The 14,681-nt window shown below is 59.8% G+C and carries 8 protein-coding genes; 2 read left to right on the plus strand and 6 right to left on the minus strand.

Annotated features, from left to right (window positions below):
• Positions 1 to 296: 296 nt before the first annotated feature.
• Genes A9Q02_RS00945 through A9Q02_RS00960 form a run of 4 tightly spaced genes read right to left on the minus strand, consistent with a single transcriptional unit; the run spans position 297 to position 5,902 of the window.
• Complete coding sequence (locus A9Q02_RS00945; RefSeq protein ID WP_172450462.1) at positions 297 to 3,389, minus strand: S8 family serine peptidase; 3,093 nt, start codon at positions 3,387 to 3,389, stop codon at positions 297 to 299.
• Positions 3,390 to 3,394: 5 nt separating this feature from the next.
• Positions 3,395 to 3,700, minus strand: coding sequence for a P-II family nitrogen regulator (locus A9Q02_RS00950; protein WP_245860158.1), 306 nt, complete (start codon positions 3,698 to 3,700; stop codon positions 3,395 to 3,397).
• Positions 3,701 to 3,706: 6 nt separating this feature from the next.
• A complete protein-coding gene (locus A9Q02_RS00955) occupies positions 3,707 to 4,795 on the minus strand; it encodes a THUMP domain-containing class I SAM-dependent methyltransferase (protein WP_097650473.1) in 1,089 nt (362 codons plus the stop codon).
• 18 nt (positions 4,796 to 4,813) lie between these two features.
• Positions 4,814 to 5,902 carry a M20 family metallopeptidase gene (locus A9Q02_RS00960; RefSeq protein WP_097650474.1) on the minus strand — a complete coding sequence of 363 codons (1,089 nt, stop codon included), beginning with the start codon at positions 5,900 to 5,902 and terminating at the stop codon, positions 4,814 to 4,816.
• A gap of 122 nt (positions 5,903 to 6,024) precedes the next feature.
• On the opposite strand from A9Q02_RS00960, the gene A9Q02_RS00965 reads away from it, so the two are divergent.
• On the plus strand, positions 6,025 to 6,660 hold the full coding sequence (locus A9Q02_RS00965; protein ID WP_172450464.1) for a 2Fe-2S iron-sulfur cluster-binding protein: 636 nt from the start codon (positions 6,025 to 6,027) through the stop codon (positions 6,658 to 6,660).
• Between the two features lie 339 nt (positions 6,661 to 6,999).
• On the opposite strand, the gene A9Q02_RS00970 is transcribed toward A9Q02_RS00965, so the two are convergent.
• Together A9Q02_RS00970 and A9Q02_RS00975 are read right to left on the minus strand one after the other, a co-directional pair.
• A complete protein-coding gene (locus A9Q02_RS00970) occupies positions 7,000 to 8,235 on the minus strand; it encodes a tetratricopeptide repeat protein (protein ID WP_172450466.1) in 1,236 nt (411 codons plus the stop codon).
• A gap of 162 nt (positions 8,236 to 8,397) precedes the next feature.
• Positions 8,398 to 9,624: an amino acid ABC transporter substrate-binding protein gene (locus A9Q02_RS00975; protein ID WP_245860165.1), complete on the minus strand. Its 1,227-nt coding sequence runs from the start codon at positions 9,622 to 9,624 to the stop codon at positions 8,398 to 8,400.
• A 285-nt stretch (positions 9,625 to 9,909) separates the two neighbouring features.
• Between A9Q02_RS00975 and A9Q02_RS00980 the strand changes: the two genes are divergently transcribed.
• Positions 9,910 to 14,568, plus strand: coding sequence for an Eco57I restriction-modification methylase domain-containing protein (locus A9Q02_RS00980; RefSeq protein WP_172450468.1), 4,659 nt, complete (start codon positions 9,910 to 9,912; stop codon positions 14,566 to 14,568).
• Positions 14,569 to 14,681 lie beyond the last annotated feature (113 nt).

The following is a 14,681-nucleotide window of genomic DNA, read 5'->3' on the forward strand; positions in this document are numbered from 1 at the left end:
CAAGGGGTGCCCCTACAGGGCCGGGGGGCGGGCCCGGTGTAGGGGCACCCCTTGCGGGTGCCCGTGCGGGTGCCCTGGTGGGGTGCATACACGGAAGATGCAATCGCCCTAATGACGCAGATGACACAGATTATGACTTCCCCATCTGCGTCATCTGCGTCATCTGCGGACAATAAACCTCGCCCCACGACCGAACCCATCAGGCGGTTGTGTTGACGCAACGGCGCAACGGTATCGCTGGAGCTGCATCAAACCTCTGCGCCTTCGCGCCTTTGCGTCAAAACAAACCAGCCTTTTTACCATACCAAGGGGAAGATGACCCTATACGGCGCGTCCTCTGGTGCGATGGTGATTGGCAGCCGGGTCACTGGCGCAAGTGGGTCGTTGCTCTGGATGAGGATGGTGCCTCGGAAGGCCCACGGCGAGAAGAATGGCGAGACCCATCGCAACACGATCGGTAGTTCTACCGCTTCCCCTGGGGCGATCTCGCCTTGCTGATCACTCCACTCTACCCAGGTGCTTGTGGTTGGCTGCCTCCGTAGTTCAATGGTTAGCCCCTCGTTCAAGTGCAGGTCGCTCCGACAACCCAGGCTCTGGTAGGCCTGGTTGCTCGCTTGAAGCCCGTAGCTCGCTGAGAGCTCTGGGGCCAGGGGGCTAAGCGTTTTGTAGTGCATGCTGATGCGTCCGTCACGCATCAGTAAGACCTGGAAGCTCAGTCGTTGCGTTGGTTCACCACTGATCGGTATGTCTTCCCAACTGACTAGGAAGCCTTCGGCCAAGCTGGCGTAGCTGATCCGCGCCCCAGGTTGGCTCGGGTCAAGGTTGACCCGCAAGGGCACAATTGCGGCACTAGTCGTTTCGGCTAGCGGGAAACAGCCTGGGATAAAGAAGCCGCTATTCGGTGGCGAGCCGAGGATCAGGAGGCCGTTTGAGGCGATGGTTAGTGTGTCGTAGGAGCGGTGATAGAAGAAAAAGGGAAAGCCGAGCGGAAGCGCTTCGCTGAAGGCGTCATTGCCTAGCGCCACCGTGACTGCATCTGCCGGCGGGACGATCCATCTCCGCGCGATCTCCGGCGTTTCGTCACTCCGCCAGACGCCATATGCTTCATCGAGGATCTGCGCGGTGTAGCGCAAGGGTTGTGGCCCGGTGTTGCTGATGGGCAGTGTGGCCGTCAGCGTTGCGGCAAAGTCGAGCACTACTGGCTCACGGGTGCGGTCAACCGTGAGTTGTGGCTGATCCGGTTGCAACACGATGGTGCGTACCACTTCTTCGCCGGCGCTCAGGCTGACCGTGATGACCTGGGTCACATGGTCGCGGGCGCTGGTGGTGAGCGTGACGGTGGGTTGACTCGTTGGTAGGATAAATTGGTACGCCCCACGCGTGTCGGTGGTCGTCGTTGGCCCATCTCCGACGCTCACGGTCGCCTCCAGCGGGGCACCAGTGCCGCCTCGCGTGACGGTGCCGCGCAGGGTCGCATGGCTCGCGTCGCTCGGGACAATGAGCGTCACCGGGATGACCAGCGGTGCTTGACTCAGATCGGCGGTGTGCAGCAGAAGCTGCGCGGTGTGGCGACCAGGCGCAGCAACTTTGCGCGCATCAACCGTCACGCCAAGCTCAACCTTCGCGCCGGGTGCCAGCGTCACGGTCTGCGTTGGGGCAATGCTGAGCCAGGGGATGTCAACGCTTACCTCGGCGACGGCACGGTACGCGTCGAGGCGGCCATACCCGTAGATGCTATTTGGTGCCTCGTTGGGGCGACAGGTGGCGTGCAGGTCGCCAAGAAAACGGGTGTCGCCGGTACGCGGTGCCGCCGTCGCGGTCAATGCGGCATAGGTTGCCTCGTAGTCACCGATCAACCGAGGCTGCGCCGACCAGAGCAGCGCCACCGCGCCGGCGACGATCGGCGTCGCCATTGAGGTGCCACTCAGCGAGCCGTAGATGCGCTGATCGGCGACGGTCGAGATGATATTAAGCCCGGGGGCGGTCAGGTCGGGTTTGATGCGCCCGTCGGCAGTTGGCCCGATGCTGCTAAAGGTCGCCAACAGATCTTGGCGATCGGTCGCCCCAACCGCCGTTACTTCGGCAAAGCTGGCCGGGGCCTGGATCGTGCCGCACCCCGACAGGCTGCCCGTATTGCCGGCGGCAAAGACCGGATAGATGCCCGCCGCACGCCATGCAACAACATAGCCCGTATACCAGTCAGCCGTTGTCCCTGCAACCCACGAGTTATTGATGATGTGCGGGCGAAGATCGGGGCGGGCGTTGAGCCCGTTTGCATCAGTGGGGGCCAACAGCCACTGGGCGGCCTGGATCAAGGCGAGTTCGTTGCATTCACGCGCCGAGCAGGCGCGCACGGCGATCCAGCGCGACGCGGGGGCGACGCCCACCGCTGGTTGGGCTTCCTGATCGCCGAGGCCCACCATCAGGCCCATTGTATGGGTGCCGTGATTGCCCGCATCAGCAGGTGATGGCGAACTTCCAAACAGATCAAGCCAGTTGTAGGCATGGGTCTGCCCCTCAGCGCTTGTGCCACGATACTGGTTCACGAGCGCGGGATGTTCCAGCCGTACGCCACTATCAATGCTGGCAACCGTAATGCCGCTGCCGCGTACCCCAAAATCGTCCCAGGTGCGGCTCGCCTCGACCTGGCGGACATGCCAGCAGACGTTCGCGTCATCGGCAGCACAGTTGGCTGGCGCGGTCTGGGCCAGTTCATGCGGCGCAACGCGCCCCAGACTGGCAACGCGCAGGGCGCGTAGTTCGGCTACCTCGGCGCGACTCGCCAGCGCCGCGACGTCGGCGGCATCGCCGGTGACTGCCAGCGCATTCACAATCCAGAGCGACGTATACGGCAGGCCACGTGCAGCGAGCCAGCCACGCAGCGCACGCTGACTCGCGTCGGCGTGGTTTTGCAGGATCGTCGCCACATACGCGCCGCGGCTTGCCCAATCACGCAACGCATACGCCGACGCGAGATCGGCCTGGTCGTCGAGAAAGACCAGAAACTGCGCCTTGCCCTCGGGATCATTCGCCTGATCGGTGGCAATCCCAGGATCAATGACCGGGCCGCGCGCCGCCGCCGCAACGCCGCGATCCTCTGACGGCAACGGCACCCGACGGAGCCGCGGGGCAACCTCGGGCACCGCGGCAAGCTCGGCGCGGGCCTCAAAGATGCGTAGATCAAGCGGTTCCGGCGCCTCATTCTCAACCCGCAGCCGCAGTTCAGCCTCTTCGCCGAGGGCAACGGTTGCTTCGAGGGTCGCGGGTGACACCCGCACGGGCGACGCAGCGAGTTGCGCAGCAACTGGTGGTTGGGCTACGGGCAGCGCCACAAGCAGCAACGTTACCAGGATCAACCAGGCCAGAACGCGGTGGAACGAAGCGATCACAGGCGTTACAGATATTTCTCGCTACGCAGTACCTGGGCATCGACCGCATAGACAATCACGGCATAATCGGTAAAATAGTGCTCGGCAAGATGGGCCATAATGCGCTCGGCCACCTCATCGCTCACAAGCATCTCGATGCGGACATTCTGGCCTCCCATATCAATGGTCGGCATCCCGCGGGTGCCCTCACCACGGGCCTGGGCTATCGTATAGCCCTTGGCCCCGAGGTGATGCATTTCACGAACCAGGCGATCTTCGAGAATCGACTCGGCAATCACCGTGACCAGTTTCAAGGTTGTTGTGCGCATCATCTCCTCCTAGTCGCCTCGGGTAAACTCACAGATCGTGGCGGCATGCCCAAGCACAATCACACGGTGACGCGGCCCTGGGCGCAAGCGCCGGGCGGCGCTATTACGGGCCGTTTCGAGTAACCGATAATCACCAGTCAACACAACCACCCGCCCGCCGGGGCGGACAACGCGAACCAGTTCAGCAAGCACTTCACGGTAAAGCCCGGGCAACTTGGCTTCTTCACTCACCTGCTTGCCAAAGGGCAGATTGACGGCCACCTTATCGACACTCGCATCATCAAGCGGCAACTTGCGGGCGTCCCACCGACTCACATAGATCTCGCCGCGCACACCGTGCAGATTCTCCTGCATCGCCCGCAACGCCTCGCCGCTGATATCGCCGCCGTGGATCTCGGCAAATTTCCCAGCGGCGGCCCGTTCCACCAGAATGGTACCGGCACCAGCCATCGGATCAAGAAAGACATCGTCAACCTCGGGGTCGGTGAGCCCAACCATTGCTGCGGCCAGTGCCGGGCGAAGGCTCGCGGGCAAATGGTAGGTCTTGCTGCGCTGGCGCATGCTCGCATCCGAGAGGCGCAACGTACAGAACAACTCGTGTTCGACGAGCGTTGCCCAGATCTCGAGATCGGCATCATCTTCGACCAACGTCCAGCGCCCGGGCCACCCATCCTTCACCGCATCGGCAACGGCACGGCCAACATCACGGCGCATAAATTTCTGCGTGCCCACCGTCCGCGCAATCACCCGGAAGCTCACCCCTTGCGGGCGGAAGCCGCTGGCGCGGCGCCAGAGCTTGACCGCCGCCTCGGCGGTGTCACTATGGTAGACAGCAGCATGGATCTGCCGCAACCCACGGGCATCGGGGGCTACCTTGAAGCCGCGCGCTGCGACGACAAAGGCATCTTCGCTGGTACGCAACGTGAGCAACGGGCGCGGGCCACCACGATGATCAAAGAGCACCAGGTCATTGCGACCTGGCACGGCACGCATACCAACCAGTTTTGGCGGTTGACCGTCGTCGCCCCCAAGGCGACGTTGGGCTTCGAGCCAGGCTAACTCACCGAGCCCTGGCAAAGTCTGTAATGCATACAACATAAAAAGTTTGACACGTTCCTACATGTGCTTGATATAGCTTACCAGCACATCATACAGATCGACCAGTCCCTCAACTGACACCCACTCCTCATCAGAATGGAGCCCGGCCCCGACTGGCCCAACACAGACTGCTGGGATACCGGCACTCGTATAGTAACGAGCATCGGTCGAGAAATGCTCACGATAAAAGCGGGGCGGCGCACCAGCCCGCTGCTGCAACAGATCGGCCAGGCGGCTCACCTCGTGATGTTCGGGGTCAGTGCGCAACACCGGGGCCGACTCGTTGACGACCACCCTGGCGGTCGGGAAATGGGTTTGCAGCGTGGCGAGCAGCGCTGCGGGCGTATCTTCGGGCACATAGCGAATATCAAAGGTCACTTTCAGCGAGCCAGGTACCTGATTGCGCGAGCCAGCCCCGGCCTGGATCGTCGTCGGTGTGATCGTTGTCCGCCAGGTATCTGGTGCAGGGACAGGATACTGCAACGCCAGGGATTGCAAGCCCTGGTGGAAAGCGAGGATCGGGTTCTCCCCGTCCCAGGGGCGTGACCCGTGCGACGGACGCCCCGGCAGGCTCAGTTCCACCCACATGGCACCCTTATGCTCAAAGAGAATTCCCATATCAGTGGGCTCCAGGCAGAGCATAAAACCACAGCGCCACCCTTCGGCCAGCAGGCGTCCGGTGCCGTGGGTGCCGCCGATCTCTTCGTCACACACAAACTGAAAGCCGACATCGGGGCGTTCAGGCCAGGCCGCCAGTTCGCGGATCAGGCGCAGCATCACCGCGCAACTGCCCTTCATATCCTGACTACCACGCCCATAAATCCGCCCATCGCGCACCTCGGGCACAAACTGCTCGGGGTTGGCGACCACCACATCCAGATGGCCGTTGAGCATCAACGCCGGTGTGCGAGTCTGACGCAGCGTGACCACCAGGGCTGGCTTGTCGTGGGCCTCACTCCGCTCAATGACAAGGCCGGGCACATCAGCGAGGTACGCAGCCGCATACTCAATCGCCGCACGCAACTGATCAACCCGATTCTCCGTTGTCTCAAAGCGAACCAGATCGCACGTCAGCGCAACCAGATCTTCATGCAGCGCAGTACTCATCACCAGACTCCTCATAACACAGGCTATCCCAACGGTTTTCGTAGTATACCATGGGCCATCCTGTGCTACAATCAAGAGAAGACCGACATGTATCACCGCTCTTTCAGCACTGGAGACTTAAGATGACGATCCAGGTCGAGATCAATGATGAGATGATGGAAGCAAAGCCGGGTGAGTTGTTGCTCAGTGTTGCCCGACGCAATGCCGCCCATATCGGTTTTTACTGTGACGGCTATGGCCTCTGCACGATGTGCGAGTGCCGTATTCTCAGTGGTGCCGACCAACTCAATCCACCTACCGAGGCCGAACATACCTGGTTGCCGCCCGAGCGGATGGCGGAAGGCTACCGGCTTGGCTGCCAGACGTCGCTCCGCGGGGTTGGCCCGGTCAAGGTGTTGACCCGCGCCGAAGAGTTGCGTCGCCAGTTTGGGGCTGTGCTTCGCCCACCGGCAGGCACAACCACGACCGATAACCTCGGCCCCTTTGCCTCAAACGTCGCGATGGTCAACTGGGAACATATTGGCACCTTCCCCTTTAATCTGTTTCGTACCCTGCGCCGCATCGGGCCGGTGAAATTCCTGCTGCCTGTACGCGACCTCAATCTTTTTGTCAACGACACCGTCCGCATTACACAGCGTATGATCGAAGACGCCAGCAAGCCAATTCCTGCGCCTCCGAAGCCAGCCGTCACGCCTGAGCTTGATACGCAGCGACCGCTGGTCAAACAGACCCAGTCGGGCGGCACGCCCCAGGTATAAGGCGACGCCTTTGCCCCCCACCCCAACCCCTCCCCCACAAGGGGGGAGGGGCTTTTTCGTGCAACGCCTCCCGGCCTCCTGGGCGGAGCGCAACACCTCCCCGCCTCCTGGGCGGAGCGCAACACCTCCCCGCCTCCTGGGCGGAGCGCAACGCCTTCGTTGTCATTCCGAACGAAGCCGTAGGCGCAGTGAGGAATCTGCACTGCATCGGCATGGAAGACCCCTCACGTTCGTTCGGGGTGACAAGGGCGTTCGGGGTGACAAGGGCGTTCGGGGTGACAAGGGCGTTCGGGGTGACAAGGGCGGGCCTGGGCAACACCCTGTTCGTTCCCAAACCACTTATTCGTGCCCGAGCACATTGACGCGTCGGTGGACACGGGTGTAGTAGCGGATCTGGCGGGGCAGGTTGGGATCAATCGGCGTGCTGGCAACGGTCGTGTGGATCGTCATGGTTGCGCGCGCGATGCACTCGAGAACGGCTTCGGGCCGCGCACCTTCGGCGCGGAGTTGGCGGAGCTCGCTTTCCCAGGGCACACTGCACGTCCCACGGGCGACAATGCCGACAACGTCGGGCAGCAGTTTACTGTGACGGAGCCAGTTCAGCCCGAGGCAGAAGGCGGTAGCCTGACATGGCAGATGCTCGACCGTCAATAAGAGCAATTCGGCTTCGCGGGCAACCGCGAAGATCAGCAGCACCCGGTCTTGTTCACTCAGGTCTTCCGCTGTCTTGAGCGGTGTATGCAGCAATTCAGCAATGGCCTGCGCAAGCGGGCGGGCCAGCGTGTCAACGGCAAGGATCGCCGTAAATTGCCACCGTGAACTCGAAGCAAGTGCGTTCAGGCGTTGCAGGGTCGTTGCAACATCGACATACGTGAAGTGAAAATCGTGATGTTCGTGAACATGCAACCCATCGTCAGCCGCCGAGCCAAGATAGATGACGCCTTCACGGGCGTAGAGTTGATCTTTGACCGTGTTGAGGTTGCGAAACTCGCGGTGACGCTCGACCGTATTAATATTTTCGATCACCTCCGCCTGAGCAAAGGGCGTCCCCGCCAGCAAGAGCGACCGCCCCAGTGCCGCAACGGCTTCGTCGTAGCGTCGCAAGCCAAGCAGGCAACGCCCCAAGAGGTTGTGAACCTCCCAGTCTTCGGGGTAGTTGGTCAGCGGTAGCTGGAGATGCGAAAGCGCCTCGGTATACTCGTTGCGACTCAGGTAGATCAAGGCCAGTTCAAAGTGGGTCGCGGCATCCTCGGGGGCCTGCCGGAGGCAACTTGCAAAAGCCTCCAGCGCATCTTCGTACCGCTCGAGCTCAACCAGCACATAGCCCAGGTTGAAATAGGCGAGAAAATCGCCGTCAAGGCTCGCCACCGTGTGAAACGCATCGGCGGCTTTGGCAAGCAGACCGCTGCGCTGATAATAGAAACCTAGCGCATTATGCGCCTCGCGCAAATGTGGGTTGATCGCAATGGCCTGACGATACTGTTCAACCGCTTCGTTTATGCGGTTGGCACGTTCGAGCGCCAGGCCACGCTGCAAATACCTGACCCCATCCGCTCGGTTGCGCTCGTCCTCCACTGCCTTCCCCTTCCCGCTCGCTTTTGAGGTATCATAACATGGCGGAAAACGCATTGCAATGAAAGACTATCCTCATCTTTCGCTGAAAAGAAGCCAGCTACGCTGACTTCTTTTCAGCGAAGGAGTTGGCTTTACGGCCACAGGCGCGACGTTTTTGCCCCTTTAACGGAAGGGCGGCGAACTCAAGACACCGCCACCGCCTTTGTTCCAGGCTTTGTTGGGGCCGCGATCCAGGTCAAACGGTGTATCTGGCCCAAGGTTACGGTTGTAGATCTCTTCGTAGTTGCCAACTTCGCGAATAATATTGAGTGCAAAATCGTTGGTCAGGCCCAGGTTGACCCCAATATTGCCCGAACGCCCAAGCAGGCGCTGGATATCGGGGTTGGAGGAATTCAGTGCCTGACTCAGGTTGCGCGAGGTGACATCGAGTTCTTCGGCGTAGATCGTCCCAAAGATGGCCCAACTCACAATATCACGCCACTGGCTGTCATGCTCGATGACCACCGGTGCGAGCGGCTCACGCGAGATCTGTTCGGCCAGAATCGTATGTGCCGATGGGTTGCTGAGGGTCACGCGCCGTCCGACAAGTTGCGAGGTGTCGCTGGTGATGGCATCGCACTCTTCATTATCATAGGCGGCAAAGGCTTCGTCGGTTGTCGCTTTAATGATCGGAATATAGGGCAAACCCCTGGCCGCCATCTGGTCACGCAGATTGAGGGTGCTGGTCGTATTGTCAATCACGCAGATTGATTTGCCAAAGAGCCCGGCTACGTCAACGACGGGTTGGCCATTGGTTGTCGTCAGGCCCTCGCGGATCATAAAGCGCTGACCATCATGGAAGATGATCGGCCCAAAATCGAGTCGGATCAAGCCTAACTGGTCGTCTTGTAACCCCGTATCACGCAGCGCCGTCCAGGTCGTGTTGCGGATCAAGACGTCAACGTCACCGTTGACCACGGCCCGAAAGCGTGCCGAAACATTCAACGGGATAAATTCGACGGCAGTTGCATCACCAAAAACTGCTGCCGCAATGACGCGGCAAAAGTCGGCATCAAAGCCACGATAGTTGCCTGTTTGATTCGGGTCGGGCGAGGCAAAGCCCGGCAAGTCTTCATTCACGCCACAGATGAGCCGCCCGCGTGCGAGTACTTGCTCGAGCAGGCGCGGTGCGCTGACCGAGGGCACCTCGGGCGTTGCCCCCATGGGTATCTCGGTCGGCACCGCAGTCGGCGGCACCTCGGCAACGGCCTCGGTCGCATCGAGGCGGGGCGTCGGCGTCACAATGATCGCCGGCGGCGCGGTTGCGCCAGGCTCATCAAAAGGTAGCGTACACGCACTCAACAGAATAAGCATGATGATCAAAAGGCTTGCGCTGAGGCTACGCGGCATAGTCGTAACTCCTCGGTTGTGCAGGGCACGCTCTACATGATTGCTGTGCTTCATCTTACCATCCCCGTTTGCCTGCTGCAAGGGCGTGTTTTGCGGTGGGGGCAGGGCCGCGGGGCGGCGCAGGGCACGGCGTCGCCGTGCCCGTACGGGGGCGCGGCGGCGATTGCTGCCGGTATTGGCCGTTCTCTTTTTTGACCGCAGTACAATGCGGGTATGCTGCGTGGTATACTTTTGGCTATTGCCCGGTTCGCTGTCGCCGAGCCCCTGAAGCCCCACGGAGTTGCTATGGCCGCCCTTGCTCCTGATTTGCTGTCTCATCTGGCGGACGCTGATGCGCTGCGAGCTCTGTTTGCGGCCCTTGGTTATAGTCCTCAAGCGCAGATTAGCTATTCGGCGCGTACGCTTGATTGGCCTGCGAATGTTGCTGTCGATCTGCGCGGGCGCGCCTTTGAATTGCTGGCCGATACCGATGATGGCTTTTTTCAGGTGCTGTTGCTTGCGCCCCACGACAATTCCTCCGCTGGGCTCTCCCAGGCGCTGATGCAGCGCCTCTTTGCGAGCCTCGAACAGCGCGGCAATGAGGCCATCCTGATCGTGCCTGCGTCCGATTGGGGGACGCTTGAGTTGGTGCTGCTGGCCGATCTGCGCCCTTTTGATGAGCGCCAGGGGGCGCCCTCTTTCCTTGGGTTTAGCTTCGATCCGCGTGCGATCCGTCCGCATCAGCTCAGCGCCCTTGAGTTGCTTGCGGTTGGTGACGTGGGGCCGGGCGAAGCGGCGGCAACGGTTGCCCGCGCCTTTCGCCGTGCTCAGCAAGAGTGCTTCTTTCGTAGTGTGAATTTCTTCAGTACCTACTACCTTGAGCAGCGGATCGCTGGCGACCCGGCGATGGAGGTGGGTCAAACCTGGCACGCTTTGCGGGCGCAGATGCCTGCTTTGCGCGCCGACTTGAAGGTCGCTGATGCCCGCGCTTGCCTCGCGGCCCTCGGTTGGACGATCGCCCCCGGTCGCCCCGAGCGCTTGCTGGTGGGCGATCAGGCGCTCGCGCTGGTCGCCATTCTGCCGCCCGAGCACCCGCTTGACCAGGCGCTCTCGGCGCAGAGCTACCCGCAGCTTGAGTTGATCGCGGCCCTAGAGCAGGAGCGCCAGGCTGGTGGGTTGGCCTGGGCGATCTTGACCAACGGACGCACGTGGCGGCTCTATAGCCACCTTACCGCTAGCATCAGCGGGGCCTTCTATGAGGTGGAGTTGGGCGACTTGCTGAGCTATGGCAGCGATGAGGATCTGCGCTACTTTGCCGGTTTCTTTGGCGCAGCCGGGCTGGGGAGCCAGTTTGTCGGGGCGGTCTTTGCGTCGTCGCAGACCCTTGCCCGCGAGGTGGGCGAGAATCTGAAGCAGGTGGTCTTTCAAGAGGTTTTTCAGTTGCTGGCGAATGCGATCGCCGATGACCTCAAGCGCACTGGCGAGTACGATGGCAGCGAGGAGCAGCGGCGGCTGATCTTTCGTACGACGCTGATTCTGCTCTATCGCATCCTGTTTGTGCTCTATGCCGAGAGTATGCGGCTGTTGCCGACGATGCACGCACGCTACTATGCGCACAGTCTGACCTTCCTGCTGAGCGATATCGCTTTGCAGCCCTTTACGGCCACGTACCTGCGCAAACCGCTGACGCCGACCGCGTATTGGGCCTGGGAGCGCCTGCGCGAGTTGTTTGGTGCGATCAGCGCCGGTCGGCCTGCGTGGGGCGTGCCCAGGTATAATGGTGGCCTCTTTAGCGAGGGGGCCGCGCCTGACGGCGGGGTGCCCCATGAGCACAAAACGCCGCATCGCTTGCTCGCCCGCGTGCGCCTGGGCGCAATGGATCTCTGCAAGGCGCTTGACTTGCTTGGGCGCGACCCGTTGGCCCGTGCGGCGACGTCGCAAGATGCGGTGCGCCGCATGATCGACTATGCCGGCCTCGATGTGCGGCGTCTTGGCAGCATTTACGAAGGCTTGCTCGAGTTCCAACTGGCCGAAAATGCCGCCGGCGACCTCGAGCTACGGCATACGCGGGCTGATCGCAAGGCCAGTGGCAGCTACTACACGCCCGATTATATCGTGGCCTATATTGTTGAACAGGCCGTCGGCCCGGTGCTTGACGAGCGGGCCAAGCAGTTCGCTGCGCTGATGGAACGCCTGCCCGCCGCCCGCCGCGAACTCGAACGGACGACCCGCGCCGAGGGCAATGAACGGGTCAGCGTCGCTACGGCGAAGGCCACCAGCGACGCCGCGCGCAAGGCCGTCGCCGACCTGGAACACGCCGCCATTGAGAGCCTGCTCGATCTGAAGATCCTTGACCCGGCGATGGGCAGCGGCCATTTCCTGGTTTCGGCGGTCAACTTTGTCACCGACCGACTGATCGTCATCCTCAATCGCCACCGCGAAGGCAACCCCATCCTGGCCCGTCTCGACGGCATCCGCCAGCAGATCCAGGCGAGCCTGCGCGAGCAGGGGGTGGACGAACTGATCGCCGACGAGCAACTAAACAATGTGAACCTGCTGCGGCGGCTTGTGATGAAGCGCTGCGTCTTTGGGGTTGATCTGAACGACATGGCGGTCGAATTGGCCCGGCTGAGCCTCTGGCTCAACTCGTTCACCGTCGGCGCGCCGCTGAACTTCCTCGACCACCACCTCAAGTGGGGCAACTCGCTGATTGGTGCCCGCGTGCAGGCGGTGCAGGCGGCGATGGAGGGCAAGGATGTCGGCGTGGGCACGCAACTCGATATGTTCACCAGTGGCAGCGCCTTTGCCGAGATGCTCAACCTGGCCGGCTTCATCGAAGAACTGGTCGAAATCGCCGACGCCAACGCCCAACAGGTCGAACAGAGCGCGACGCTCTATGCCGCCTACGAGCAGAGCGTCGTACCGGTCAAGCGCCTGCTCGATCTCTGGGTGAGCCAGAGCTTTGGCAGCAAAGAAGCCAGCCAACTGATCCGGCTCTACAGCGGCGGGCGCAGCGAAGTCGTCGATCTGATCGACGCGCTCATGGGCCGGCGCACACTCGACCCGGCCAGCCAACGCGCCGTTGACAACGCCCGCACATTATTTCAGCGCCACCGCTTTCTGCACTGGGACCTCGACTTCCCCGAGGTCTTCATTGACCTGCGCAACAAAACCTGGAAACCCGCCGAGCAGATGGGGTTTGATGCGGTCGTGGGGAATCCGCCGTACTTTTCAATAAACAATCTCTCACAAGAAGAAATAGTTTACCTTAAGACATGCTCAAGTGTATTCGCAGGAAATAGTGATGTTTTGTACTATTTTATTGAACTTGTAAATCAACTTCCTAAGTCAAGAGGATTGCTTTCATATATAGTAGCTCGTTATTTTCAAGAGTCAAAATATTCTAATAAGCTTCGATTGTTTATTTTGACGAAAGCTAGAATTCGAGAAATCGTTGATTTTGCCAATTATCAAGTATTTGGCGCGGATGTCAATGTACTTGCGTCTATTATTATGATGGAAAGAAGGAATTTTGTATCACCAGAAGATAGCATCAATAGAAATGAAAATGAAACGATGATTTCCAGGCTTATTAATGATAAAGCCGGAGAAAATCAGGTTGGTATGGCTCTTAAGCAGCGAGATTTATCATTATTTGAGATTTTTAGTAGCCAGTTGCCTGTTAGTGAACTGCCATGGAACTTTTCTAAATTAGATTTTGTTGCGATCTTTGATAAAATGCGAAAATCATCTATTCCATTAGGCGATATGACGACTATAGTGCAGTCTATGCAATCCGGTTTGAACGAAGTTCTCTCTCCAAAGCGCGAAACAGCGATGGCTTATCAAATTGAACCGGAATTAATACATGAAATTGCAAAGTCTGGAAGTATTTTGCGCTACGAGTTTGAGGAATTGGATCGCGTAACCTTATGGACACAAGGTGTTGATTTAGATAATTACCCAAACACTAAAAAGTATTTACTGCCACACAAAAATAAACTTGCTGCGAGATTTGATATTATTGCAAGAGGTTCTTCTTGGTGGGAAATTAGTACTCCCAGAGGAGTTGATTTGTTTTTTAGTGAATATCCAAGAATTCTCGTGCCATTTATTGCAACTGGAAATAAATTTTGCGTAGATGACAAGAAAAGAATCAATGATGGTGGTGATATTCGAGCTGTATTTTTTGACACTCGATCCGGATTACACTCAGAATATACTGTCTGTGCAATTTTAAACTCGAGACTACTTAATTTTTATCACCTACGTAATACAAAATTAAAGCGAGGGGGGTACTACGAGTATTTTGAGGGTCAACTTGCAAACCTCCCCATCCGCCGCATCACCTTCACCACACCCGAGCCCGAACGCACCGCGCTGCTACGCGACGCAACGATGCTCTACGAGCGCGGCTTAGCGATGTCGGCGACACCGGAAACGTGGCGCGCCTGGCGCGAGCAGTGGGCAGCGCTGTGGGCCTGGGTCGAGGCCCGGTTGCCCCAACTGGCCGACGGCACGCCCGACACCGCCAACGAGCAGAGCGACGCCGTTCACGACCTGCTCGCCTTTTTAGCCGAGCGGATGATCGCGCTGCACAAGCAGAAGCAGGCCGACGCAGCGGCCTTTACCGACTGGCTAGCGCAGGAGACCGGCAGCGCCATCGAAGACTGGACGCTCAAGACAATCGTGCAATCCTTCTGGGCGCAACCCTGGGACGAGATCGAGCGCGCCGTGCAGAAGAATCGCGGGCGCTTATTGCAGACCACCGGGCTCCGCGGCAAGCAAGCCGACGCAGCCTTGCAGCCACTGCTGCGGGCCGCGCAAGGGCGCTGGGCCGGCGCAGTGGAGACACTGGCCCCGACGCTAGCGGCGATCACAGCGACCGACCGGCTGATCGACCTGCTCGTCTACCGCTTGTATGGCCTAACGGATGAGGAGATTGAGCTGGTGGAGGGGGGGTAGGTTCAGGGCTACGCTGAAAATGGGGGAACCACGTTCCTTTCACGTATAGAGTTTTTGAGACATTTCGAGCCATGTGTAAAGGGTTTTGCAGGCGGGTCGGCCTTCTGGTACGA

It is taken from the genome of Candidatus Chloroploca asiatica (assembly GCF_002532075.1).
GTDB classification, from domain to species: domain Bacteria; phylum Chloroflexota; class Chloroflexia; order Chloroflexales; family Chloroflexaceae; genus Chloroploca; species Chloroploca asiatica.